The organism is Paracoccus methylarcula, from assembly GCF_003007735.2.
Taxonomy (GTDB): Bacteria; Pseudomonadota; Alphaproteobacteria; order Rhodobacterales; family Rhodobacteraceae; genus Paracoccus; species Paracoccus methylarcula.
This window is the reverse complement of sequence record NZ_PXNQ02000003.1, coordinates 192,353-218,421: the sequence shown is the minus strand read 5'-3', so window position 1 is coordinate 218,421 and position 26,069 is coordinate 192,353. Positions and strand designations below refer to the sequence as shown.

General features: G+C 63.2%; 19 protein-coding genes and 2 pseudogenes. 12 read left to right on the top strand and 9 right to left on the bottom strand.

The window, feature by feature from the left end; genetic code table 11:
• Positions 1 to 312 precede the first annotated feature (312 nt).
• The 7 genes from A7A09_RS06510 (at position 313) to A7A09_RS06485 (ending at position 6,115) form a co-directional block, all read left to right on the top strand.
• Complete coding sequence (locus A7A09_RS06510) at positions 313 to 765, top strand: ABC transporter permease (protein WP_281277422.1); 453 nt, start codon at positions 313 to 315, stop codon at positions 763 to 765.
• Positions 759 to 962 (top strand): ABC transporter permease family protein, encoded by a 204-nt coding sequence (locus tag A7A09_RS21825; protein ID WP_281277420.1) that lies wholly within the window; start codon positions 759 to 761, stop codon positions 960 to 962. Before A7A09_RS06510 ends, A7A09_RS21825 begins: the two co-directional genes overlap by 7 nt.
• A 116-nt stretch (positions 963 to 1,078) precedes the next feature.
• The gene (locus tag A7A09_RS06505) at positions 1,079 to 2,227 is read left to right on the top strand and encodes an ABC transporter ATP-binding protein (RefSeq protein WP_106690602.1); all 1,149 of its coding nucleotides are present in this window, start codon (positions 1,079 to 1,081) and stop codon (positions 2,225 to 2,227) included.
• The gene (locus A7A09_RS06500; protein WP_106690601.1) at positions 2,184 to 2,945 is read left to right on the top strand and encodes an ABC transporter permease; all 762 of its coding nucleotides are present in this window, start codon (positions 2,184 to 2,186) and stop codon (positions 2,943 to 2,945) included. The genes A7A09_RS06505 and A7A09_RS06500 overlap by 44 nt, the downstream gene beginning before the upstream one ends.
• A 36-nt stretch (positions 2,946 to 2,981) precedes the next feature.
• Positions 2,982 to 3,866 (top strand): glycine betaine ABC transporter substrate-binding protein, encoded by an 885-nt coding sequence (locus tag A7A09_RS06495; RefSeq protein ID WP_106690600.1) that lies wholly within the window; start codon positions 2,982 to 2,984, stop codon positions 3,864 to 3,866.
• A 56-nt stretch (positions 3,867 to 3,922) separates the two neighbouring features.
• Entirely contained in the window at positions 3,923 to 4,798 is an 876-nt protein-coding gene (locus A7A09_RS06490; RefSeq protein WP_170167031.1) for a nitrilase-related carbon-nitrogen hydrolase, read from the top strand.
• A 9-nt stretch (positions 4,799 to 4,807) separates the two neighbouring features.
• Positions 4,808 to 6,115, top strand: coding sequence for an MmgE/PrpD family protein (locus tag A7A09_RS06485; protein WP_245999187.1), 1,308 nt, complete (start codon positions 4,808 to 4,810; stop codon positions 6,113 to 6,115).
• A 355-nt stretch (positions 6,116 to 6,470) separates the two neighbouring features.
• Here the strand turns inward: A7A09_RS06485 and A7A09_RS06480 are convergent, their stop codons facing one another.
• Positions 6,471 to 7,160: an HAD-IA family hydrolase gene (locus A7A09_RS06480; RefSeq protein ID WP_106690598.1), complete on the bottom strand. Its 690-nt coding sequence runs from the start codon at positions 7,158 to 7,160 to the stop codon at positions 6,471 to 6,473.
• Positions 7,161 to 7,276: 116 nt separating this feature from the next.
• On the opposite strand from A7A09_RS06480, the pseudogene glmU reads away from it, so the two are divergent.
• A pseudogene (gene glmU / locus A7A09_RS06475) lies at positions 7,277 to 8,619 on the top strand (bifunctional UDP-N-acetylglucosamine diphosphorylase/glucosamine-1-phosphate N-acetyltransferase GlmU).
• Positions 8,619 to 10,435: pseudogene (glmS, locus tag A7A09_RS06470) on the top strand (glutamine--fructose-6-phosphate transaminase (isomerizing)). The pseudogenes glmU and glmS overlap by 1 nt, the downstream one beginning before the upstream one ends.
• Positions 10,436 to 10,879: 444 nt before the next feature.
• Here glmS and A7A09_RS06465 read toward each other — a convergent pair.
• Entirely contained in the window at positions 10,880 to 11,182 is a 303-nt protein-coding gene (locus A7A09_RS06465; protein ID WP_148043616.1) for a hypothetical protein, read from the bottom strand.
• Positions 11,183 to 11,227: 45 nt separating this feature from the next.
• A complete protein-coding gene (locus A7A09_RS06460; protein WP_245999186.1) occupies positions 11,228 to 11,797 on the bottom strand; it encodes a L,D-transpeptidase family protein in 570 nt (189 codons plus the stop codon).
• A 193-nt stretch (positions 11,798 to 11,990) separates the two neighbouring features.
• Between A7A09_RS06460 and A7A09_RS06455 the strand changes: the two genes are divergently transcribed.
• Genes A7A09_RS06455 through A7A09_RS06445 form a run of 3 tightly spaced genes read left to right on the top strand, consistent with a single transcriptional unit; the run spans position 11,991 to position 17,096 of the window.
• Positions 11,991 to 12,653, top strand: coding sequence for a TetR/AcrR family transcriptional regulator (locus A7A09_RS06455; protein ID WP_106690596.1), 663 nt, complete (start codon positions 11,991 to 11,993; stop codon positions 12,651 to 12,653).
• Positions 12,650 to 13,816 (top strand): efflux RND transporter periplasmic adaptor subunit, encoded by a 1,167-nt coding sequence (locus A7A09_RS06450; RefSeq protein WP_106690595.1) that lies wholly within the window; start codon positions 12,650 to 12,652, stop codon positions 13,814 to 13,816. The genes A7A09_RS06455 and A7A09_RS06450 overlap by 4 nt, the downstream gene beginning before the upstream one ends.
• A gap of 10 nt (positions 13,817 to 13,826) precedes the next feature.
• Positions 13,827 to 17,096 (top strand): efflux RND transporter permease subunit, encoded by a 3,270-nt coding sequence (locus A7A09_RS06445; RefSeq protein WP_106690786.1) that lies wholly within the window; start codon positions 13,827 to 13,829, stop codon positions 17,094 to 17,096.
• 189 nt (positions 17,097 to 17,285) lie between these two features.
• Here the strand turns inward: A7A09_RS06445 and codB are convergent, their stop codons facing one another.
• The 6 genes from codB to A7A09_RS06415 all read right to left on the bottom strand — a co-directional run bounded on the left by codB (position 17,286) and on the right by A7A09_RS06415 (position 25,946).
• Entirely contained in the window at positions 17,286 to 18,563 is a 1,278-nt protein-coding gene (codB, locus tag A7A09_RS06440) for a cytosine permease (RefSeq protein WP_106690594.1), read from the bottom strand.
• Between the two features lie 11 nt (positions 18,564 to 18,574).
• Entirely contained in the window at positions 18,575 to 19,027 is a 453-nt protein-coding gene (locus A7A09_RS06435; protein WP_106690785.1) for a nucleoside deaminase, read from the bottom strand.
• A 200-nt stretch (positions 19,028 to 19,227) separates the two neighbouring features.
• A complete protein-coding gene (locus A7A09_RS06430) occupies positions 19,228 to 21,414 on the bottom strand; it encodes a TRAP transporter permease (RefSeq protein ID WP_106690784.1) in 2,187 nt (728 codons plus the stop codon).
• Positions 21,415 to 21,558: 144 nt separating this feature from the next.
• Complete coding sequence (locus tag A7A09_RS06425) at positions 21,559 to 22,533, bottom strand: TAXI family TRAP transporter solute-binding subunit (RefSeq protein ID WP_106690593.1); 975 nt, start codon at positions 22,531 to 22,533, stop codon at positions 21,559 to 21,561.
• Positions 22,534 to 22,716: 183 nt separating this feature from the next.
• Entirely contained in the window at positions 22,717 to 24,069 is a 1,353-nt protein-coding gene (locus A7A09_RS06420; RefSeq protein WP_106690592.1) for a sigma-54-dependent transcriptional regulator, read from the bottom strand.
• Positions 24,066 to 25,946: a sensor histidine kinase gene (locus tag A7A09_RS06415; protein WP_106690591.1), complete on the bottom strand. Its 1,881-nt coding sequence runs from the start codon at positions 25,944 to 25,946 to the stop codon at positions 24,066 to 24,068. The genes A7A09_RS06420 and A7A09_RS06415 overlap by 4 nt, the downstream gene beginning before the upstream one ends.
• Positions 25,947 to 26,069: the final 123 nt, after the last annotated feature.

Here is a 26,069-nt window from a genome sequence, read left to right as displayed (position 1 = left end):
CCTTGGCAGTCGGATATGCGCCAATGATTCCGACATCGGCAGCCAGCTTTCCGACCGGAAGGAAGGACAGCATCCGCGACGAAGTTTCTCTTGAAGATCGGTATGGCACGCGGTCTATAATCGGGTTCCGCAGCTGTCGACAGATGCCGCCATGCCAGTCCGCAACCGCTGGCCGCCGCCCGAGATCAAGGCTTATGGCGGATTTATGCAAGACGATGGCGGAAACACGCAACGTGACTCGGGCCGATCCGGGCTATCCCGGGATAGCTGCCGATAGATCGCGATCCATCACCAGAGGAAAGGGGGGACATATTGGAGATTCTGGGCTTCATCGCGAATAACTGGCTGGTGATCCTCGGACTGGCGGGCGAACATATCTCGATCGTCGTGGTCGCGGTGGGTTTCGCGATCCTGACGGGTGTGCCGATCGGCATCGCCATCACCCAGAACAAGCGCATCGCGGATATGGTGCTTTACGTCGCCTCGATCATCGTCACGATCCCGTCGATCGCCCTGTTCGGCCTGATGATCCCGATACTCTCGAAGATCGGGCAGGGGATCGGCTGGCTGCCCGCCGTGATCGCGATCCTGCTCTATTCGCAACTGCCCATCGTCCGGAACACCTATACCGCGATCACCAATGTCGATCCCGCCCTGCGCGAGGCGGCGACGGGGATGGGCATGACCCCGTTCCAGCGTCTGGCGCGGCTCGAGATCCCGATCGCCATCCCGGTCATCATGGCGGGCGTCCGCACCGCGTGGTGATGAATATCGGCGTGGCCGCGATTGCCGCCTATATCGGTGCGGGCGGGCTTGGCGTGCTGATCGCCCGAGGCATATCCCAGACAGATCCGCGTCAGCTCATCACCGGGGCGATTGCCGTCTCGCTGCTGGCTATCGTTGCGGATTGGGGCTTGTTGAAACTGCAAAAGCGGCTGACCCCGGCCGGGCTGAAACGCTGACGGGGGCGAGGCCCGCCTTCGTCCCACTGTCCAATGCAACGGGGCCAGGAACCGGTAAAAGCGCTGTCAATGCGTAAAGCCGGCAAGGACAACAAATCACAGGAAGGACATCTCACATGATCCGTCTCGAAGACCTGACCAAGATTTTCAGGACGCCGAATGGCGATGTCGTTGCCGCCGACCGGGTGAACATGGAGGTGCCCGAGGGCGAGATCTGCATCCTTCTGGGCCCTTCCGGTTGCGGCAAGACCACCGCGCTCAAGATGATCAACCGGCTGATCCCGCCCACCAGCGGCAAGATCTATCTTGATGGCAAGGATACGTCCGGGCTCGACGATATCGAACTGCGCCGCAATATCGGTTATGTGATCCAGCAGATCGGCCTGTTCCCCAACATGACCATCGAGGAAAATATCTGCGTCGTGCCCAGGCTGCTGAACTGGGACGCAAAGCGGGCCGCGAACCGCGCCGCCGAGTTGCTGGACCTGGTCGGGCTCGATGCCCGCCAATACCTGAAGCGCTTTCCGAAAGAACTGTCGGGCGGCCAGCAGCAGCGTGTCGGGGTGATCCGGGCGCTGGCCGCCGATCCGCCGGTGATGCTGATGGACGAGCCCTTCGGGGCCATCGACCCGATCAACCGAGAGATCATCCAGGACGAGTTCCTGAAGATGCAGTCCGAGATGAAGAAGACCATCATGTTCGTCAGCCACGATATCGACGAGGCGGTGAAGATGGGCGACAAGGTCGCCATCTTCCGGGCGGGCAAGATCGAGCAATACGCCTCGCCCGACCGGATCCTGGCGCATCCGTCGAATGAATTCGTCGCTGATTTCGTCGGTGCCGACCGCACCCTGAAGCGGCTGCGCCTGCTGACCGCCGAACAGGTCGCCAGGAGCGATGCGCCGATCACCTCTCGCTCGACCAAGATCGACGATGCGCGGCAGGCCCTTTCTGGGGCAAAGGCCCGGATTGCGGTGGTCATCGACAGCGATCACCGCCCGGTCGGTTTCGTGACCGCCGAAGAGATGACCGGCGCCTCGGGAACGGTGCGCGACCTGGCCCATCCGCTGCCTGCGACAGTGCCCATCCGCGCCGATCTGCGCGCCGTCGTGTCCGAGATGTTCGCGCAGGACACCATGTGGCTGGCCTGCACCGACGATCAGGGCCGCTTTGCGGGCGTCATCTCGCAGCCCGACGTGACCGCTGCGCTGCAAGCTACCTATGCCCGCGACCGGAATACCCCCGAAAAGCTGGAGGCGTCATGACGCAGTCGCTTGGCCTTGGCCGCGCGCCACCCTGTTTCTGGTCTTCGCGCTCGGCATATGGGTTTCGGCCTCGGGTCTGGTCGACTCGATTGTCACCTATCGGGAAGATATCGTCTACCTGACCAAGCAGCATCTTGTGCTTGTCGTTTCCTCCGGGACAGCGGCAATCCTGGTCGGGTTGCCGGTCGGCATCTGGCTGTCGCGCCCGTCGATGGAGCGTTACGCCGAAACGGTGATGCAGGTCTTCAATATCGGCACCACCATCCCGACACTGGCCGTCGTCGCGCTGTCGATGACGCTTCTGGGCATCGGCTTTCCGCCCGCGTTCTTCGGGCTGTTCGTCGCCTCGCTTCTGCCGATCGTGCGCAATACCTATGCCGGTCTGCTGACGGTTCCCTCGCATCTGAAAGAGGCCGCGACCGGCATGGGCATGACCCGGCGCCAGATCCTCTGGCGGATCGAGCTGCCCAACGCGCTCTACGTGATCTTTTCCGGCATCCGCACCGCTTTGGCGATCAATGTCGGCACGACGCCGCTGGCCTTCCTGATCGGCGGCGGGGGCTTGGGCGAGTTGATCTTCACCGGCATCGACCTGATGGATACCGGCATGCTGCTGGCCGGGGCGATCCCGACCGCTGCGCTTGCCGTTGCCGTCGATTTCCTGATGGGACAGGCGCAGTTGCACCTGATCCCCAAAGGCGTGAACCCGCTGCGATAGAAAAATACCATCCAGCCAACAAAGGGAGAGTTTCAAATGAACATCACCGTCAAATCCACCCTCACCGGCCTTGCCCTCGCCGGTTTCGCCATGGGCGCGCAGGCTGCCGATATCGTCGTCGGCGGCAAGAACTTTACCGAACAGCAGCTCCTCTCGGCTATCACCCAGCAGGTGCTGGAGGCGAATGGCCATAATGTCGACAACCGCGCCGGCATGGGCTCTGCTGCTGTGCGGCAGGCGATGGAGAACGGCCAGATCGATGTCTACTGGGAATATACCGGCACCTCGCTGATCACCTATAACAAGGTCGAGGAAAAGCTGGACCCCGAAGCGACCTATAGCCGAGTCAAGGAACTGGACGCCGAAAAGGGCATCGTCTGGCTGAACCCGTCCGAGGCCAACAACACCTATGCCTTCGCCATGCGCGCCGAGGATTCCGAGGAAACCGGCATCAAGACGATCTCGGACCTGGCCCAGGCCGTGAATGACGATGGCGACTTGACCCTTGCCTCGAATGCCGAATTCTATGCCCGCGCCGACGGGCTGAAGCCGCTGCAAGAGGCCTATGGCTTCGAATTCGGCCGCGCCAATATCAAGCGGATGGATACCGGGCTGGTCTATCAGGCGCTCAAGGACGGACAGGTCGATGTCGGGCTGGTCTTTGCGACCGATGGCCGGATTCCCGCCTTCAACTTCACCGTGCTCGCCGACGACAAGGGCTATTTTCCCAGCTACGCCCTTGCCCCGGTGATCCGCGACGAGGTATTGGAAGCCAATCCCGATATCGGCGAACTGCTGAACGAGGTCTCGGCCAAGCTGAATGACGAGGTGATGGCCAAGCTGAACGCCAGCGTCGATGTCGAGAAGGTCTCGATCGAGAACGCGGCCACACAGTTCCTGAAGGATAACGGCCTGATCTGACCAGTCGGGTGGGCATGATCCCACCCAACACGTTTTTGCTGACAAGGCACGCGCCCATGATCAACCGCAAGAAGCTGAACCTGGGCGCGGCCCAGTTCGCCAGCGAGATCGGCGATGTCGATGCCAATCTCGACCGCCACCTGCATTGGATCGCCAAGGGGCGCGAGGCCGGGCTGGACATGCTGGTCATGCCCGAGCTTTCTCTGACCGGCCATTACGGGCCGGAAAAGCTGCTGACGGCGGCGATGTCGCGCAAGGATCCCCGGCTGAGGCAACTGGCCGAGGCAGCCGGGCCGATGGCGCTCACCGTCGGCTTCATCGAAGAAGGCCCTGCCGCGCAATTCTACAATTCGGCGGCCATTCTTCAGAATGGTAAGCTCGTGCATCTGCATCGCAAGGTGAACCTGCCCAATTACGGCAAGCTGGAAGAGGGCAAGCACTACGCCTCGGGCCGTTTCGTCGAGACATGGGCGATGGACGAACACTGGCGGGCGGGCTTGCTCATCTGCGCCGATGTCTGGAACCCGGCACTGACCCATCTGGCCTTTCTGCACGGCTCCACGATGCTGATCTGTCCGGTCAGTTCCGGCATCGAGGCGGTTGGCGTCGAATTCGACAATCCCGGTGGATGGGTGCTGACCTGCCGTTTCTACGCGATGATCTACGGTGCACCGGTCATCATGGTGAACCGGACCGGGACCGAGCGTGACCTGAGCTTCTGGGGCGGGTCATGTATCGTCGATCCCTTCGGGCGTATCCTGGCACAGGCGGGCCAGGGCGAGGAGCTTGTCTCGGCCGTGCTGGATTACGACGAGATTCGCCGTGCGCGTCAATTGCTGCCGACCGTGCGCGACAGCAATATCGCATTGGTCCATAACGAAACCTCACGCTTGCTGGGAACGCTCGGCGTTCCCGATTTCGTCCGCGACTGAGGCCGGATCATGCCAGAGCTCCACGACTTCCTCCATGACACAAGCGCCGCCGACCTGCCCGACGAGGCGCTGGCGCTTGGCCGCCGCTGGCTTCTGGACCTGCTGGGTGTCGCCGCCGGGGGCAGCCGCACAAGCCTGTCGCGGATCATCCGCAACCACGCGGCAGAGCATTTCGCGGCGGGATCGAAAGGCGCGATCATGCTGATGGATGGCCGCAGGGTCAGCCCGGCAGGGGCGGCCCTGGCCGGTGGCATGACCATCGACTCGCTGGACGGGCATGACGGCCACAAGCTGACCAAGGGCCATGTCGGCTGCGGGCTGTTACCCGCGCTGCTGGCCATCTCGCAGGCCGAGGGGCTGACCGATGACCGCGAATTCCTGGCCTCGCTGGTGCTGGGCTACGAGATCGGCACCCGCGCCGGGATCGCGCTGCACCGCACCGCCAGCGATTACCACACATCCGGCGCATGGATCGCCGTGGCGGCAGCGGCCCTGGCAGCAAGACTGCTCGGGCTGGATCGCGTCCGGACCCGTCATGCCATCGGCATTGCCGAGTATCACGGACCGCGCAGCCAGATGATGCGCTGCATCGATCATCCGACCATGCTCAAGGACGGCTCTGGCTGGGGCGCGATGGCGGGTGTTTCGGCGGGATATCTTGCGGCGGATGGCTTTACCGGCGCCCCCGCGATCACCGTCGAGGGCGAGGATACCGCCGATCTCTGGTCCGATCTCGGCCAGCGCTGGCGCATCGCCGAGCAATATTTCAAGCCCTGGCCGATCTGCCGATGGGCACAGCCCCCCGTGCAGGCGGCACTGAACCTGCGGGCGGAACACGGACTGACATCCGAACAGGTCGAACGGGTCGAGATCGTCACCTTCCACCAGTCCCGCCGCCTCGCCACGCGCGATCCGGTCACGACCGAAGAGGCGCAGTATTCCACCGCCTATCCAACCGCCGTGGCGCTGGCCCGCGGACGCGTCGATCCCGTGGATATCGCCGGGGATAGCTTTGCCGATCCCGAGATCCGGCGGCTTGCGGCCTTGATGACCATCACCGAGAGCGAGGATTACAGCACGGCATTCCCGCACCGGCGCATTGCCGATCTGCGGCTTTTCATGCGGGACGGGCGGGTTTGGCCTCGGGCCCGACCGAGGCGACCGGCGATCCCGAGGCGCCGGTGCCGATGGCCGTGCTGCGCTCGAAATACCGGGCCTATGCTTTGCCTGTCCTGGGCGAGGCGGGGACTGCCGAACTTGAACAGGCCGTGGACCGGTTGGGGGATGGCGGCGGAACGGCACGGTTCTTCGGCATGATCGGCAACCGGTAAGGCGGAGGCGTTTCCCGAGGATATGCGCCCCGCGACGGCCGGGGGCTGCCTGCCCCGTCGCCGGCTGGTTCTCGAACCAGTGGCCCCCCCCGGAGGATATTTTGCATGAAGAAGAAAGAGCGACCCACCTTTATCCCAACCCGGTCCAGTATGTTTTTCGTACTGGTTTTGCCGCGCCGGTTTCGGATTCATGTTTCGGATGCCTCTACTTTCGTGCGAAAGCGGAAGAAACGTCGTGCAACGCGCGCCGCCGTTGCACCGGCTGTGTAGGGGTTGTGCAGCCAAATTCCCAGCATTTGCCGGATGAGCCTGGTGCGGGCTGCCAACGCCGCGCTTGGGTCCTAGGCAGACACGCGTTCGCCCAACCAGCTACGCGCCAAAACCGGTAATTCGTCATAGTGACCGATCAGCGCATCCGGTTTCAATCGCGAGATCGCCTCTCCCTCGGGACCGAAACCAACCAGCGCGATCCGGACGCCGGTTGCTGCAGCGGTCTTGCAATCGGTCTCGGTGTCGCCCAGCAGGAAGGATGTCGAGACCTCGCCGCCCGCAGCCTCGACCGCCGCGCGATAGGGCCTTGGATCCGGTTTGCGCACCGGCAGCGTATCCGCTCCGATCAATGCGGCGAAGGCATCGCGTATCCCCAGATGGCGAAGCAGCGTTTCCGCCAAACCCTCGGGCTTGTTGGTGCAGATGGCAAGCTGGTGGCCATCCGAGGCAAGCCGTTCCAGCGCCGTCTCGACGCCGGGATAAAGCCGGGTATGGACCGCGATATTGTTGCCATAGAAATCCAGCAGGCGGGGGTAATCCTCTTCCTCGGCGCCGGGCGGCAACAGCATGTCCGGCGGCATCTGGCCATATCCCGCCCGCAGCATCGCCCGCCCGCCATGAAAGGCGATCAGCGCATCCGCGACCGGATCCAGAAGCGCGCCCAGCCCACGTGCCTCGAAACAGGAATTCGCAGCGGCGATCAGATCGGCCGAAGTGTCGGCCAATGTGCCATCCAGATCGAAAACCACCGTTCCCGCCATCTGTCTTCCCTTTCAGTTAACAATCCGAAACCAAAGGTGAATGCCCAAGGGCTTTCCAGCGCATCTGCACGGATTAGAACCCGGAACAACGAAATTGAACAGGCAATGGGGCAGGCATGGCGGAAAAACCGGTAGCAGTGGTCATTCTTGCGGCGGGACAGGGCAGCCGGATGCAGTCGGACCTGCCCAAGGTGCTGCATCGCCTTGGAGGGGTGCCGCTGGTCGGCCATGCGCTGGCCGCCGCGCGCAGCCTTGAACCCGCCGAGATCGTCGTCGTTGCCGGTCATGGCGCCGATGCGGTGGAGACGGCGGTCCGGAAACTGGAACCGGACGCGCGGATCGTCCTGCAATCCGAACAGCTTGGCACCGGCCATGCCGTGCGTCAGGCCTTGCCCACGCTGGAAGGGTTCGAGGGTAAGGTGATCGTGCTTTACGGCGATACCCCCTTTATCGGCGAGGATACGCTGGCCGCGCTGGCGAGCCATACGGCCGATCTTGTCGTGCTGGGTTTCGAGGCCGAGGATCCGGGCCGCTATGGCCGTCTGGTCGTGACCGAGGCGGGCCTTGAACGGATCGTCGAATACAAGGATGCCGATGAGGCTATTCGCTTGATCGCGCTTTGCAATTCCGGCGTCATGGCCCTGGATGCCGGGTTGCTGCGGCAATTGATCGTCCGGCTGACGAATGACAACGCGGCGGGGGAATATTACCTGACCGACCTTGTGGCGCTGGCCCGCGCCGAGGATCGCCGCTGCAATGTCGTCACCTGCGACGAAGAGGAAACCCTGGGCATCAATACCCGCGCCGAGCTTGCCTCGGCCGAGGCCGCATTCCAGGCCCGCGCCCGCGCCGAAGCGCTGGAGAACGGTGTGACGCTGGCGGATCCCGGAACCGTCTGGTTCGCGCTGGACACCGCCATCGGCCGCGATGCCGTCATTGGCCAGAATGTCGTCTTCGGCCCGGGCGTCACGGTGGAATCCGGCGCCGAGATCCTGCCCTTCTGCCATCTGGAAGGCTGTCACATCTCGTCAGGGGCAACCGTCGGTCCCTTCGCCCGCCTGCGTCCAGGTGCGGAACTTGCGGCGATGTCCATGTCGGCAATTTCGTCGAGATCAAGAACGCCGTGCTGGACGAGGGTGTCAAGGTCGGCCATCTGACCTATCTGGGCGATGCCCATATCGGCGAGCAGACCAATATCGGCGCTGGCACCATCACCTGCAATTATGACGGCGTGATGAAGCACCGCACCGAGATCGGCGCCAATGCCTTCATCGGCAGCGACACCATGCTGGTTGCCCCTGTTCGGGTCGGGGCCGAGGCAGTGACCGGATCCGGCTCGGTCATCACCGAGGATGTAGAGGACGGCGCCCTTGCCATCGGCCGCGCCAGGCAGGCCACGAAACCGGGCCTCGGCATCCGGCTCATGCAGGCCCTGCGTGCGAAGAAGGAGAAGGGCTGATGTGCGGCATTATCGGGATCCTGGGCCGTCACGAGGTTTCGCCGCAGCTTGTCGACGCGCTCAAACGGCTGGAATATCGCGGTTATGACAGCGCCGGTGTCGCAACGATCGACGAGGCCGGGCGGCTGGACCGGCGCCGCGCCGTGGGCAAGCTGGCCAATCTGTCGGACCGGCTGGTGCATGATCCCCTGCGCGGCCATACCGGCATCGGCCATACGAGATGGGCCACCCACGGCGCCGCGACCGAGGAGAATGCGCATCCGCACCGCTCCGGCCCGGTGGCGGTCGTGCATAACGGCATCATCGAGAATTTCCGCGAATTGCGCGAGGAGCTGATCGCCAACGGTATCCAGCCGCAATCGCAGACCGATACGGAGACCGTGGCGCTTCTGGCCGGCCATTTCATGGAGCAGGGCATGACCGCGCGCGAGGCTGCCCGCGCAACCCTTGCCCGCCTGAAAGGGGCCTTCGCGCTGGCATTCCTGTTCGAGGGCGAGGGTGATCTGATGATCGCCGCCCGCAAGGGCAGCCCCCTGGCCATCGGCCATGGCGAAGGAGAGATGTTCCTGGGTTCCGACGCGTGGCGCTGTCGCCCTTCACCGACCGGATCACCTATCTGGAGGATGGCGATCACGCGGTCCTGACCCGTGCCGGTGTGCAGATATATGACGAGGAATGCCAGCAGGTCGGCCGCGCGGAGCGGCGGATCGATGTCGGTGCCACCGCCATCGACAAGGGCGGTTATCGCCATTTCATGGCCAAGGAGATCGCCCAGCAGCCATCGGTGATCGCCGATGTCCTGAACCATTACGTCAAGGGTGACAGGATCGTGCTGCCCGACGGGCTGGATTTCCGCGAGGTGGACAGGCTGTCGCTGGTCGGTTGCGGCACGGCGCATTATGCGGGCCATGTCGCGAAATACTGGTTCGAGGCGCTGGCGGGCCTGCCCTGCGATATCGACGTGGCTTCGGAATTCCGCTACCGCGAGCCTCCGTTGTCGCCGCAAAGCTGGTTCATCGCCATAAGCCAGTCAGGTGAGACCGCCGATACACTCGCCGCGCTGCATTACGCCCGCGATCATGTCAGCCGGACCGTCGGGCTGGTCAATGTCGGCACTTCCGCGATTGCCCGCGATTCGGATATCGCCCTGCCCACGCTGGCCGGGATCGAGGTCAGCGTGGCGTCGTCCAAGGCTTTCACCTGCCAGTTGACCGTGCTGGCGATCCTTGCCCTGAAGGCCGCGCATGACCGTGGCCGTATCGGGGATGCCGAACTGGCCGGGCATCTGGCCGAGTTGCGGGCCGTTCCGGGGCTCTTGCAGCAGACGCTGGATTTGTCGGATCATTGCCGGGCATTGTCCGAATGGCTCTCGCAGGCGCAGGACGTGCTGTATCTGGGCAGGGGGGCGCTGTTCCCGGTCGCGATGGAAGGTGCGCTGAAACTGAAGGAACTCAGCTATATCCATGCCGAAGGCTATGCCTCGGGCGAGTTGAAGCACGGTCCAATCGCCCTGATCGACCGTGACGTGCCGGTCATCGTGCTGGCTCCGTATGACCATCTGTTCGAAAAGACCATCTCGAACATGCAGGAAGTGATGGCGCGCCACGGCCAGATCCTGCTCTTGTCGGATCACGAGGGCATTGCCGCGGCCAATGACGGCGTCTACGCGACGCTGACCATGCCCGGAGGCGGCAATCTGTTCCAGCCGATCCTCTATGCTATTCCGATGCAATATCTGGCCTATCACACGGCAGTGGCCAAGGGCACGGATGTCGATCAGCCGCGCAATCTCGCGAAATCCGTGACCGTGGAGTGAGCCTCGACCGGATTGCGGAATACATGTGAAGTCGGAATAAAGGTCATACCCGACCTCGAGCTATGATGGATTGCCTGAGAAACACGTTGCCAAGCTGGTCAACATGGCGTTCCGCTACGGATCCGATGAAGCGAAGATTGCGCGTTTCCGCAAGGTGGGGCGCGGTCGGGTTTGGGAGCAGATTATACACCCTGGCTGAAGGTGCAGCATATCCCTTGGCGGGGCCGGTCTCAACGATTTCCGGGCATCGTCACCGGGCGCATGCACCATCTGCTTTCGGATATCGGGTGACCTGCCCCGGGATATTTCCTCCAGACGCGATTAGGCCCGATCAGCGTTCATTGGCGAGTCCACCGGCTGCCGCAGCGCATCAGTGCCACCAGGATGCGATCCGCATCTTCGTAACGCCGATACCGAGACGGGCCTTATGAAGACGGCATCTCTTCAGTATCGGCTTTTGCAAATCGCCTGAGATGGGTCATCGATCGGGTAAAGACAGTTGCCTTCCAGGGAAAGGGTCAGGACCCGCCCGGCCAGGGAAAGGATCACGCGCCCGGCCTCTTGCCGGTAATGTCCTGTAAGCGGCGGAAGATCTGTATCGCCTTGCCAGAGCCGCACCTTTCCGGACTCGAGGATCATTGTCACGCGGGTGCCCTCGCCGTCATCCTCGTGATATATGCCTTCGACCTCATCTTGATTGCACCCACCAAGCATGAGGACGATTCCCATGACAAGGCGGACATTCATCTCTTTCATCCTCTTGTGGGTGGATTTCGAAAAAAGACCAGATGGTCACGGCTCTTTCCATTCGGCTGCGATGGTGATGGGCGTGCCATCGGGAGTGAGGGACCAGATTTCCCGCATCTCGTCATTGGTCACGGCGATGCAGCCATCTGTCCAGTCCATCAGCCGATGCAATCCTCCTGCCGCACCCCATCCGTTGGGCAGGCCATGGATCATGATATTGCCGCCGGGATCATAGCCGCCGCGGCGCGCCTGTTCGGCATCGTCCTTGTTCGGATAGGAGATATGCAGGCTAAGATGCGCGACGGAGTTCGGATTGCGCCAGTCGATCCGGTAGGTTCCCTCGGGTGTCCGCTCATCGCCTTCCCGTTGCTTGTGCCCCTGGTCCCAATCGGCGCCCATGGCGATGCGATAGGATGTCAGGATCCTGTCATCACGCAGCAGATACATCGTCTTGTCGTTTTTCGAGACGATAATGCGATCAGCCTGTTTTTCAGCCGGGGCACTGGCAGGCGGTTCTCCCGACCCGATCCTCGCCATGATCTTGGTGTAGCCGACCGCCGCTCCGGCCATGATCAGCATGACGACAGGAACGAGGTAAAGCAGACGGTATCGCAATGATCGGCTCCTGTATTCGCGTTTGTGCTGCTGCGGAATTGCGGCAGCCTCCAGGCTCATACCGGAGAGTATTCAGACGATTGCCGATATCCTTCAAGTGCCTGGTGGGTTGGGCTGGATAGTTTTCCTTGACGATTGCTCAATATCTGCAATCATGTGAATGAACGTTCACTTATGGAATCGCTCCCCCGACATGGTCATCCGTCCCATTCCCTTCGATACGCAGAATCCCGATGGCGCCCCTGTCCGGCCGCGCGAGAGCGAGATTCTGGACAGCATCCGCCAGACCTTTGCCGAGAAAGGGTTCGATGGCGCCTCCATGCAGGAACTGGCGCGGGCGGCGGGGATGAGCGTGGGCAATTTCTACCGCTATTTCCCGTCGAAAGCGGCGATGGTGGCGGCGATCATCACCCGCGACCTTGAAGAGGTGGGGCAGAAATTCACCGATATCGCAACGGCCGACGATCCGCTGGCGGCGCTGCGCGAGGGGCTGCATCTGCGTGTGGCCGAGGAATGCTGCGATGTCGAGGATGCCTCGCTCTGGGCCGAGATCACGGCGGCGGCGCAGCGCAAGCCCGAGATCGGGAATGTCGTCCAGCATATGGAGTGGGGGATAACAAGTTACCTGGTTGCCGCCTTCGCACTGATCGCCGGCGTGTCTCGTGAAGAGGCGGAGCGGCGTTTTCTTGCGCATGCGGCGATGGTGGTGATGCTGGTCAAGACGACATCGATCCAGGCGCATGGCCCAAGCGCGCAATGCCGGCTGTCGCGCGACGATTTGACGGCGCTGGTCCAGCGCCTGGTCGACATGATCCTGGATGAAGTGGCCGCAGCAAGGCCGAAGGAGCCGAAATGAGGTGCAGGATTCTTTCCGTGCTGGTTCTGTCGCTCGCCCTGCCTGCCTGGGCGGCGGAAGAGGAATCCGCCGCCACCACCCAGCCCGCGCCGCCCGCGATCACGGTTTCCGAGGTTGCGCGAACGGTCCTGCGCGACCGGGTGATTGCCGGGGGGCTCGTCGGTGCGGTGGAACAGGTGACCGTCCAGCCATTGGTCGAGGGCCAGCCGATCGAAACGCTGGAGGCCGATGTCGGCGATCATGTCGATGCCGGGCAGGTGCTCGCGCGCCTCTCGACGGCGGCGCTGGAACTGCAAAAGAGCCAGCTTCGGGCCGGATTGGCCTCGGCACGGGCGACGGTCGCGCAGGCCGAGGCGCAGGTTGTCGAAGCCGATTCCTCGGCGGACGAGGCGCAGCGCGTGGCTGAACGCAATCGCGCCTTGCGTGCGCGCGGCAATGCCTCGCAGGCGGCCTATGACCAGGCTCAGGCGGCGGCGGTGTCGGCTATGGCGCGGGTCACCGTGGCGCGGCAGACATTGGAGGCCGCGCAGGCCCAGGTGGACCTGGCAGAGGCGCAGCTTGCCGATGTCGAGTTGAACCTGAAACGCACCGAGGTCGTTGCCCCGGTGGCGGGCGAGGTGCTGACCCGTAATGCACAGGTCGGCGCCGTGGCCAGCGCGGCGGGCGAACCCATGTTCGTGCTGATGAAAGAGGGGGCGCTGGAACTGCGGGCCGAGATTTCCGAAGCTGACCTGCTACGGTTGAAGCCGGGTATGCCGGCCTTGATCCGCAATGTCGGCGGCCAGGCGCCGATCTCCGGGACCCTGCGGCTGGTCGAACCGGGGATCAGCGTCACGACCCGGCTCGGCATCGCGCGGATCTCCATCGATGATCCGGATGCGCTGCGCTCGGGCATGTATGCGGATGCCGAGATCATCCTGGCCGAGCGCGAAGGGCTGGCAGTGCCGGTCACTGCTATTGGCAGCAGCACTGACGGGAAGCCGGTGGTGATGCGGGTCGAGGATGGCGTGGTGCGCGAGTTGCCAGTGGAAACCGGTATACGCGACGGAAACATGGTCGAGATCACTTCGGGGCTTGCCGAAGAGGACCTGGTGGTGACCAAGGCTGCCGCCTTTGTCCGCGACGGCGACCGGGTCAACGCTGTCCTGGCTGGCGCAGGGTGAGGGTGGAACCATGAATTTCTCGGCTTGGGCGATCCGCAATCCCGTCGCGCCGCTTCTGGCGTTCTTCATGCTGCTGATGCTGGGCTGGCAAAGCTTCAACAGCCTGCCCATCACCCGCTTTCCCAATATCGATGTGCCGCTTGTCGCAGTGACGGTAGCTCAATCCGGCGCCGCCCCGGCCGAGCTTGAGACGCAGGTGACCAAGGAGGTCGAGGACTCCGTCGCGGGCATTGCGGGCGTCAAGAACGTGACCTCGACCGTGACCGACGGGCAGTCCCAGACATTGGTCGAGTTCCGCATGGAAGTGCCCACCGACAAGGCGGTGCAGGATACCAAGGACGCCATCGACAAGATCGTCGGGGACCTGCCGGGCGACGTGGAAACCCCCATCGTCAACCGTATCGATGTCGAGGGGCAGGCGATCATGACCTTCGCCGTGTCGGCCCCCGATATGACGATGGCGGAACTGTCCTGGTTCGTGGACGACAAGATCAAGCGCGCGCTCCAGGGCCGGCCCGGCATCGGCCGGGTGGACCGCTATGGCGGCGCCGACCGCGAGATCCGCATCGAACTCGATCCGGTGCGGCTGGCCAGTTATGACGTGACTGCCGAACAGGTCAGCTCGCAACTGCGCCTGACCAACACCAATCTCGGTTCCGGCAGGGCGGAGCTCGGCGCCGGAGAGCAGGCGATCCGCACCCTGGGCGATGCCAGCACGGTCGAGCAGCTTTCCCGCACCACCATCGCGCTTGGCGGCGGGCGTTATGTCCGGCTGTCGGAACTGGGGACGATCACCGACACCTACGAGGAACTGCGGTCGTTCTCACGTTTCAACGGCACGCCGGTCGTGACCTTCGCGGTATTCCGGGCCAAGGGCGCCTCGGAAGTGTCGGTGGCCGAGGTGACCAACGAGATGCTGGACGAGTTGCGGGGCCAGTATCCCGAGGTCGGAATAAGCCTCGTCGATGATACGGTCTATTACACCTATGGCAATTACGAGGCGGCGCTGCATACGCTGTTGGAGGGCGCGCTACTGGCCGTGCTGGTTGTGCTCGCCTTCCTGCGCAACTGGCGCGCGACGCTCATCGCCGCCGTGGCCCTGCCGCTATCGGCCATCCCGACCTTCTGGATGATGGACCTGCTGGGCTTTTCGCTGAACCTGGTCAGTTTCCTTGCACTTACACTGGCCACCGGCATCCTCGTCGATGACGCCATCGTCGAGATCGAGAATATCGCCCGCCATATCCGCATGGGCAAGACGCCATATCGCGCGGCCATGGAGGCCGCAGACGAGATCGGGCTGGCGGTGATCGCGACCACCTTCACCATCATCGCCGTGTTCGTCCCGGTCAGTTTCATGCCCGGCATTCCAGGCCAGTATTTCCGGCAGTTCGGCCTGACCGTGGCCATCGCCGTGGCTTTCTCGCTGTTGGTGGCGCGGCTGATCACGCCGATGATGGCGGCTTACCTGATGCGCGACAAGGACGCCGCCGGGCACGGGGAGGGAAAACGTGACGGTCCAGTGATGCGCGGCTACCTGCGTTTCGTGGCGATGACCACCCGGCACAAATACCTGACCATGCTGACCGCGATCCTGGTCCTGATCGTCTCGGTCTTTTTCATGCTTCGGGTGCCCGGCAGCTTCCTGCCGCCCGAGGATGTCAGCCGTATCTCGATCAGTGTCGAACTGCCACCCGGCGCAACGCTGGAGGAAACCGAGCGCACGACCAGCACCATGACCGAGCGCATCCGCGGGATCGAGGGGGTGAAAGACATCTTCGTTCTGGGCGGCTCGTCGCCGACCGGGGATCTCGATATCCGCCGTGCCTCGGTGACGGTGCTTCTGGACAAGCTGGACCATTCGCTGCTGCATAGGCTGGCCGGGATCGGCAATTCGGTGCCGCTGCTTTCTGCCATCGTTCCGGATGTCGAGAACAAGGGCAGAACCAAGCCCCAGAACGTGATCGAGGCCGAGATTGCCCTGATGCTGCGCGATGTCCCCGATATTCGCACCTACAGGCTGAACGACCGGGGAGAGCGCGACCTGTCCTTCTCGATCCTGTCCAACGACGAAGAGAGCCTGAACCGCGCCGTCGCCATGCTGGAAAACGCGCTGAGCGGCGATCCGTTGCTGGCAGATGTCGGCACCGAAGGCGCGCTGCCCCGGCCCGAATTGCAGATCACGCCCAAGCCCGACGAGGCAGCACGGCTTGGCGTGACCACCGCCGCCATCGCCGCGACGGTGCGGGTGGCGACCATCGGCGATATCGATGCGGCGCTGGCCAAGCTCGCGATAGACGACCGGTTGGTGCCCGTGCGGGTGCGGCTGAACGACGCGACGCGCGGCGATCTTGCCCGGATCGGCGCCCTGCGTGTCGCGACGGTCACGGGCGGCTCGGTGCCGCTGAAATCCGTCGCCGATATCCGCATCGGCGAAGGTCCTTCGTCCATAGAGCGGCTCAACCGCACCCGCAAGGCGACCATCGGCGCCAGCCTGCCCGTCGGCGTGGCGCTCGGTTCTGCGACGGAGCGTTTCAACGAGCTTGTCACCGGGGTGGATCTGCCGCCCGGCGTGCGGGTGGCCGAATCCGGCGATGCCGAGATCCAGGCCGAACTGATGGAAAGTTTCGGCAATGCCATGATCATGGGGCTGATGCTGGTGTTGTCGGTGCTGATCCTGCTGTTCGGCAGCGTGATCCAGCCCTTTACCATCCTTCTGTCGCTGCCGCTGGCCATCGGCGGCGTGGCCTCGGCACTGATCCTGACCTCGTCGCCACTATCGATGCCGGTGATGATCGGCATCCTGATGCTGATGGGGATCGTGACCAAGAACGCCATCCTGCTGGTCGATTTCGCCATCGAGATGCGGCGGCAGGGGATGGACCGGATCAAGGCGGTGATGGAGGCCGGGCACAAGCGCGCCCAGCCCATCGTGATGACCTCGATTGCCATGTCGGCGGGGATGCTGCCCTCGGCCCTCGGGGTGGGCGAGGGGGGATCCTTCCGCGCGCCCATGGCGACGGCGGTGATCGGGGGGATCATCGTTTCGACCGTGCTGTCGCTTCTGGTGGTGCCGGCCTTCTTCCTGATCATGGACGATCTGTCGCGCCTGCTGGCCCGGCTGACACGCGGCATGATCGGCCGCAAGGAGGAGGAACCCGAGGCACTTGCCCCCGAAGAGGTTGCCGCCGGGATCGCGGAGCTGGAAACTCGTGTCTCGCAGTTGGAGAACGACCGTCCGCATGACAGCAAACCGCGCCTGTCGGTGGTCGTGGAATAGGCGCGCATTCGCGCTCTTGTGCAAGGAAAATCTCAGCCCGTGGGGGCGAGTTCCGCGAACGGGCCGCCGGGTCAATGGTCCGTGCCGAGCAGGCGGGTTACGGTATTCCGGTGCTTCCCGTCCAGGTGACTCGCCGTGATCCGCATCGGCGGGCGGGTCGCGATGGCGGGCTGCCCGCCATGCGATGTCTTATTGCGAACTGGTCGCCGGTGTGTCCCGTGCCGTCAGTATCCGGTCGACCACGATATAGACCAGGATTGCCACGATGATGCCGATGAGCGGCGGAATGCCCGGGCTGAAATAGGCTGCGAGGCAGCCGACGACATATCCGGCCAGGCCCGCCTTGTTGAAATCCGGCAGATCGGCCGTCGCGACCGGTGGATAGGAGCCGCGGCGCTTGACCAGGTAGTCGGCCATGATGACCCCGCCGATCGGCGGAATGAATGTGCCCAGAAGCAGCAGGAACGGGATGAGATGCAGGTCGATCCTCAGAAGCGCGAGGACCGTCCCGATGGCTGCACCGATGATCGTGACCAATCGCCGGTTCTCGGTGGCGAAGCCTGTGCAGCCCACGGCCGAGAAATTGTAGATGGTGTTGTCCTGCGTGGTCCACAGGTTCAAAAACAGCATCACGATCCCCAGCATGGTCAGCCCCTGGATCACCAGCACATCGACGATATCGGGCTGTTGATAGACCAATGCCCCGAGCGCCCCGGTGGCGATCATCAGGCCGTTGCCGATGAAGAAGGCTATCAGGGACGCCCAGACAGCCTGGCTCGGGCTGGCCGCGAAACGGGTCCAGTTGGTCGCCTGCGTGCCGCCGGATACGAAAGTGCCGAAAACCATGGTGATGGCGGTGCCGATGCCAAGCGCCTCGCCGGGCTGGATCGCCATCAGGCCCTGGCCGCCTCCGCCGTCACCGACCGCGATCCACAGCGATATCGCCAGAAGCAGGATCATCAGCGGCACCGAGACGACCGACAACATCTCCAGCCCGCGATAGCCGATATAGGCCGTCCAGCAGAAGGCAAGGCCGAAGAGGATCATCAAGGCGTAAGCCAGGGTCGAATGCGTCTCGGCATCCATCCCGACCAATCGCAGCAGCACGACGGCCATGGTCGCCGTGCCCCAGCCATACCAGCCGATCTGCGTGAAGCCGAGCAGCAGATCGGGCAGTTTCGCCCCGATCCGGCCAAAGCTGAAACGGCTGAGCAGCGCGGTGTTCAACCCCGTACGCGCGCCGATCATCCCCAGCACCGCGACATAGGCGCCCAGAAGCAGGTTCCCGGTCACGATGATCGCGACCAGGTCGGGCCAGAGCGGAAAGGCCGCGCCGATCCGGCCGCCCGCGAACATCGTCGCGGTGAAGAAGGTGAAGCCCAGCAGCACGACAACGAGCGACCCAAAGCTCTTGCGCGCCGCCTGAGGCACTTCGGACAGCGGGTAATCCTGGCTTTTCTGATCCATCTCGCTGCCCCTCAATCTTCGGCGATGTCTTCGTGCCACAGCTCCAGATTGCCGGGCCGGGCCAGGAAACGCCGCATCACGTCCTTGCAGTCCTCGTCATCCATCAGCGTGACCTCGACCCCGCGCTCGCGCAGGAAGGGGATGTCGCCCTCGAAATTCTCGGCCTCTCCGATGACGACGCGGGGGATGCCGAATTGCAGGATCGTGCCGCTGCACATCATGCAGGGGCTGAGCGTGGTATAAAGCACCGTGTCACGATAGCTGCGCTGCCGTCCGGCCTTGCGCAGGCAGTCCATCTCTCCATGCGCGATGGGATCACCGTGCTGCACGCGCTGATTATGGCCTGCCGCAACCACCTCGCCGTTCCGGACCAGCACCGCGCCGATCGGCAGCCCGCCATCCGCCATCCCCTGCTCGGCCTCGGCCAGGGCCAGGGCCATGAATCGCTGATCCGCGTCTTTCATCATATTGTCCCCCGTCGGATTGTGGTGATGTCAATCTTGCTGGATGCGCAGGATAACACAAGGCAAGAGCGGCCACGAGAACCAACCGGATGTCAGGGGGTTATCCGGTGTCGAGGATTTAGGCAGAATCCGGCGATGGCATGGCAGCCTGTTGGTGGCCATGCCACCGCCCTGTTCATGGGCGGCCCGATGTCACATGATCAACCTGCCGGCCGGCGGGTCGGCAGGCCGCGTTGCAGGATGAACAGCCCGCCCGCGATGGCCAGGCCCGCCAGGTCGCTGAACCAGCCGCCATCGACCATGGCCAGCGCGCCAGCCAGCAGAACGGCGCGCAGCGCGATATTGAGCGGGCCGAAATAATAGCCGATGACCGCAGCCGACAGCAGGAACATGCCCAGCATCGCCGAGACGAAGACATGCAGGATGTCCAGCCATTCGCCCTGCATCAGCAGTTCATGCGACGAGAAGAACATGAACGGCACGATGAAGGCGGCAAGACCGAGGCGGAACGCCTCGAAGGAAGTCTTCATCGGATCCGAACCCGACAGCCCCGCGCCGGCATAGGCGGCCAGCGCCACCGGCGGCGTGATCGCCGACATCACCGCGTAATAGAACACGAAGAAATGCGCGACCAGGACGGGAATGCCCAGTGAGACCAGCCCCGGCGCGACCACCGCCGCCGCCACCGCATAGGCCGCGGTCGTCGGCATGCCCATTCCCAGCAGGACCGAGATGCACATGGCAAAGAACAGCGCCAGGAGCTGGCTTTGATCGGCGATGGTCAGCAGCAGGGTGGAAAAGCGCGCACCGACCCCGGTCAGGGCGATGACACCGACGATCACCCCGGCTGCCGCACAGACGGCCACCATCTGGATCGACATGCGCGCGCCCAGGTCCAATGCGTGCAGCACCTGCCGCACTCCCATCCGATGCGGTGTCAGCCAGCTCACGACCGCGGCCGAGATCATCGCCAGCGTGCCCGCACGGATGACCGAATAGCCGGCGAACAGTGTGTAGATCAGGATGATGATTGGCAAAAACAGGTAGATCTGGCGCACCAGCAAGGCGAATTTGGGCAGTTCGGCGCGGGGCAGGCCCTTCATGTTCAGTTTCAGGGCCTGAAGATCGACCATGAAATAGACCGAGATGAAATACAGCACCGCCGGGATGATCGCGGCGACGACGATCTCGGTATAGGGAATCCCGGTGACCTCGGCCATGATGAAGGCGCCCGCGCCCATGATCGGTGGCAGGATCTGCCCGCCGGACGAGGCCGTGGCCTCGATCGCGGCCGCCGATTTCGCCGGATAGCCGACACGCTTCATCAACGGGATCGTCAGTGAGCCGGTCGAGACGACATTGCCTGCCGAAGTCCCGTTGATCATGCCCATCAGCCCGCTGGCGAAGACCGCCACCTTGGCCGGACCGCCGCGCGCCTGCCCTGCGGCGGCAAAGGCGAAGTTGACGAAATAATCGCCGACCTTCGAGGCCTGCAGGAAAGCCGCGAAGACGATGAACAGGATGATATATGTCGAGGACACGGCGATCGGCGCACCGAGAATCCCCTGATCGGTGAAGATATAGGTAAAGAAGCGCGACGCGTCATAGCCGCGATGGTTCAGGAAACCCGGCAACCACGGTCCCATGAAGGAATAGGCGATGAAGACGCAGACGATGACGACCAGCACCAGCCCGGTCAGGCGGCGTGTCAGTTCCAGGATCAGGATGACACCGGCGGCTGCCGCGAAGAGATCTCCTGGTTGCGCCATCGCGGTTCCCGCCCGCAGGCGCAGCGCGCCCACGACGAACAGGATATAGCCGAGCATCGCGATTGATGCGATGCCCAGCAGCCAGTCGCCTTCATAGATCCGGCTGCGGTCACGCCCGGAATACAACCAGCCCGCGACAACTGCCGCGATGGTTCCCAGGATCAGCGGAATGCCGAAACTGCCGAACACGAAGGGGGGCGGATTGGCCGCACCGGCGAACCACCAGCCCAGCCAGGCATAGGCAATCATCGCGAAGGCATAGCCCGTACCCGCCAGGGCGAGCGCCAGAAGCGCCTTTTCCGGCCAGCCGCGCCGGGCGAGGCCGAACTCGCCTTTCAACGCTGCGTCAGACTGGGTCAGCGCCGAATAGCCCAGGAAGCCGATCACCAGGCCGCCGGTGACATGGATCATGCGATAGGCCCATGTCTCAAGCGGGAACAGGTTCATGACCAGAAGGTGAAACAGCGTATAGCCGATACAAAGCGCGGCAAAGAGCAGGCCGATGCGGCCCCGCAGGTCGCGTTGCGTCGGGGTGAGCGGTTCGTCATCGACCCCTTGCGCGATGACCGGCGTCTCCGGATCGGCAGGGCTCGGCTGTGACAGGTTGGCATGGGACATCGAGGACTCCATTGCAAATGAGGACAGGACCGGCGGCGATCGGTTCGCCCGGTTGTCCGGATCATGTGCGGCAAGACCTTCCGCACGGTGCTGTCGGAGAGAATGCGGCGCCCCGGATTGTCGGCATCGGGGCGCCGCTGCGCGTCAGCCGCGCAATTCGTCCGGGATCTCGATCCCGGCCTCGTCGAAATAACGGACGGCGCCCGGATGATAGGGCAGGAAGCCGTTCTTGTCCGCGTTCTCGGGCAGCGTTTCGGCGGCGGCCGCATGGATCTGGACCATTGCCTCGTTGTTCTCCATCACCAGCTTGGTGATTTCATAGGCAAGGCTTTCGGACATCTCGGCCGAGGCGGTGGCGAAATTCCACATTGCCACGGTGCCATGCGCCGGAACACCGGGATACATGCCCTCGGGGATGTCATAGGCCGAGACCTCGGGCATTGTCTCGAGGATCTGGTCGCGCTGCTCTTCGGTGAAGCCGAAGATGTTTACCTTGTTCTCAGCCGCGATCTGCGAAAAGGCGGAAATCGGAACACCGGCGGCGAAGGCGAAGGCGTCGATCAGGCCGTCCTTGACCTGCCCGGTCGAATCGCTGCCACCGGCATAGCTGACATTCGGGCTGACCCCGACCACCTCGAAAAAGCGCGGCCAATAGGTCGCGGCGGTTCCGCCGGCCGGTCCGACCGAGACGTTCCTGCCATCCAGGTCGGAGACATCGCCGATTCCGGTAGATGCCAGCGCGACGGATTCGAACGGAGTCTGATACATCGGGAACAATGCACGCAACTGCTTGTGTTCGACACCCGGAGCCAATTCGCTTTCGCCGCTCCAGGCTTCATGGGCGGGGCCCATGGTCAGCAGGCCGATCTGGTGATCGCCGGTTTCGACCAGCGTGGCGTTCTGCACCGGGCCGCCGGTGACCTCGGCTGACGCGTTCACGCCAAGGTTCTTGCTGATCAATGCCGCCAGGCCCGTGCCATAGATGAAATAGGTCCCACCCTGGCTGGCGGTGCCGATGGTCATGCTGCTTGGCCAGTCCTCGCGATCCTCTTGTGCGATGGCGGGCTGAACCAGCATGAAGGCAGACGCGGCTGCGGCGGCGAAACGGTAAATGCGCATTTGTTTCCTCCCGAAATGCAACAGTTCCACGGGCAGATACCCGTGACGTGCATTCTGGAAAGCAGTCCGCCCCCTTTTGCGGCAAGCAATCTGACCGCGTTCAGCGCGAGAAAACGCTGCCGCAACGCAGCAATGGGTGGATATGGTAACATTGGGGCGACGCCGTGTTCCGACTTCTTCCCATCAGTCGTCCTGATCCTCGGCCTCGATGCCGAGTTGCTTCTTGTCGATGCCGTGTTTCTGCATCTTCTCGTAAAGCGATTTACGCGACAATCCGAGCGATTCGTAAACCGGTTTCAACTTGCCGCCATGGCTCAGCAATGCGCCGATCAGGACATTGCGTTCGAACTCTGCCACCTGATCGGCGAGGCGCATGGGTTCCTGGTCCGCGTCGGCGGCGGGCTGCAGGGCTACACCCAGGGCATAGCGATCCGCGGCGTTGCGCAGCTCGCGGACATTGCCCGGCCATCTGGCGGCATTCACCTGGCTGATCAGCCGCGGCGAGATCGCCGGCGGCTCGCGGCGATATCTCGAGGCAGCCTCCTGCACCAGCTTGCTGAACAGCAGCGGGATATCCTCACGCCGGTCGGAAAGCGGAGGAATGATGAGGGTAACGACATTCAGCCTGTAAAAAAGATCCGCCCGGAAGCGGCCGGCTGCAACCTCTTCCTCGAGCGGGGAGCGCGAGGTGGCGATGAAGCGCACGTCCAGCGGGCGTTCGTCATGCGATCCAAGGCGGGTAATGACCCGGTTCTCGATCACCCTGAGAAATTTTCCCTGCACAGCGATCGGCATGGAGGCGATCTCGTCCAGCAGGATCGTTCCGCCCTGCGCATGCTCGAACTTGCCGTAACGCTCGCGCATGGCGCCGGCGAACGCGCCCGGTTCATGCCCGAACAGCTCGGATTCGATCAGGCTTGCCGGCAAGGCCGCGCAGTCGATGGAGATGAACGGTTTTGTCGCGCGGGGCGACAGATCGTGCAGGGCGCGGGCCACGATCTCTTTTCCGACGCCGGTTTCGCCGATGACCAGGACATCGGCCTCTGTCGGTCCAATGGTTCGCATGCGGCGGCGCAGGTCAACCATCGCGTTCGAGCGCCCGATCAGCCGTATCTCAAGGTCATCGGCCTGACCGGCCGCAGCGCGCAGAACCCGGTTTTCAAGGACGATCCGCCGGAAATCCATCGCGCGCTTCGCGATATCCGCCAATTGCTGCGCCTGAAAGGGCTTTTCCAGGAAATCATGCGCGCCTTCATGCATGGCCCGCACCGCCAACTGGATATCGCCATGCCCGGTGACCAGAATGACCGGGATCTCGGAATCGATCTCGGCCACGCGGTTCATCAAGGTCAGGCCATCGATGCCGGGCATGCGGATATCGGTGACGACAATCCCGCGAAAGCCGAAATTGACCAGTTCCAATGCGGATTGAGCATCTGAGAAACTTTCGACATCGAAGCCGGCGAGGTCCAGGGATTGCTCCATCGACAGGCGAATGTCGTCTTCGTCGTCGATCAACAATACACGTCCGCTCATGCCGCCGCCTCATCTTCGCCGACCGGCGGGGCGGGCAGCTCGATATGAAAGATCGCGCCGCCGCCGGGTGCATCGCACAATCGCAATTCGCCGCCGAAATCCCGGATGATATTGTAGGAGATCGACAGGCCAAGTCCCAGCCCCTGCCCGACGCCCTTGGTCGAGAAGAACGGATCGAAGATCCTTTCCTGCAATTCGGCAGGAATCCCCGGTCCGTTATCGGCGACCGTCAACGTTACTGCCTTGCCCTCGCATTTCACGGTTATCCCGATTTGGGGATCTTCCAAGCCGTCCAGGGCATCCAGGGCATTGGCCATCAAATTCACGAGAACCTGCTGCAATCGCACCGGCTCGGCCACGACCGCAAGCCCATCGGGGATGTCATCGACCGAGATTTTCGCCGGGCTGCCCTTGAGCCGCCAGGAGATGACTTCGACACTGTCTCGAACCAGTCCCGACAGCTCGACCGGTTCGAGACGCTGCCGCGGTTTGCGGGCGAAATTCCGCAATGTGCGGCTGATCTCGGCCATGCGGTCGGCCAGACCCTGGATGCGGACGATATTCTTGCGCGCCTCGTCATAGCGTTGCCGCTGCATATAGGTTTCGGCATTGTCGGCGAAATTGCGTACCGCGCCAAGCGGCTGGTTGAATTCGTGGCTCAGCGCGGCCGACATCTGTCCGATCGCCGCCAGTTTCGCGGATTGAACCAGCCGCCGCTGTGTGCGCCGCAATTCCATCTCGGCTGCCCGCCGCTCCTCCACTTCGCCCTTCAGCTGCTGGTTGACACTGCCCAGCTCGGCCGTGCGCTCTGCCACGCGCCGTTCCAGCAGGGCTTGTGTCGCGCGCTGATAGGCCGCCCGTTCCCGTCCGCGATTGCGGCGCTGGACAAGAATCGCGGCGGCCAGCGTCGCGACGACGATCGCCAGCATCGCGATCAGCGCCATGGCCCAGGCCTGCCGCCGGGCCGAGGCGGTGTCGACCAGCACCCGCACGGTCCATCCGGCCTCCGGCATCTCTTGCCCGATCATCATGAAGGTCCGCGTCCTGCCGTTCTCGTCAATGGTGACGAGTGGATGGCCATTCGCGTCTCCCGCCTCTTCCAGCGGCAGGGTTCCGATTTCGGTCCGGGCATATCGTTGAGTCTCGCGAGACCGCCGCAACATCGAGGCGCTGAGCGGGGCGAGCGAGTAATAGGTCCAGTTCGCACGGGTCGAAAGGAAGATGACTCCTTCGGGATCGGTCACGATGATTTCATATCCCGACGCCCTCCAACTGTCCTCAAGCTGAGCCAGATCGATCTTCTGGGTCACGACACCGATCACCTTGCCATTTTCCCGGATCGGTGCGGCGAAATAATAGCCCCGGCGATACGAAGTCGTGCCCAACCCGAAGAAGCGCCCCAACCCGCCCGCCAGCGCATCGTCGAAATAGGGGCGGTACGAGAAATTCTGCCCGATGAAGGGCATGTCGGAATCGTAATTGCTGGCGGCCACGGTCAAGCCGTCGGGCCTCATGACATATAGATCGGACGATTCCAGCAGGGCATTCACGTCCTTCAGATATGCGTTAGCCGCCCGTGCGATCCCCTGATCGTCCGGATACGAGATCACCTCTCGCAGGATCGGCTGCTGGGCCAGAAGCTGCGGCAGCCGCTCGTATCGGGCAAGCTCTCCGTCCAGCGTTGCCACGGCCAGCTTCATCGTGCTGTCGCCACGAGCCTTGCTTTCCGACAGGTAGTAATTCGTCAGCGGACCGATGCCGAAACCCGGCAGGGCGATGCAAAGGGCAAGAACGCCGCAGAGGGGCAGTATCCGGCCAAGGCCGCCCTTGCGGCTTTCCAGCGTGTCATCCGCGAGTTGAGGCGAGGATCTGGTCATCTTGCCGCGACTTTAGCAGCTTCACCTCGCGTATTAAGCAAAAACTGGTTGGTTCGATCTTGCCTTGATTCCATCATCCACTGATATGCGGACGTCAGGCACGAGCGCTTTTCGCAGAATGCT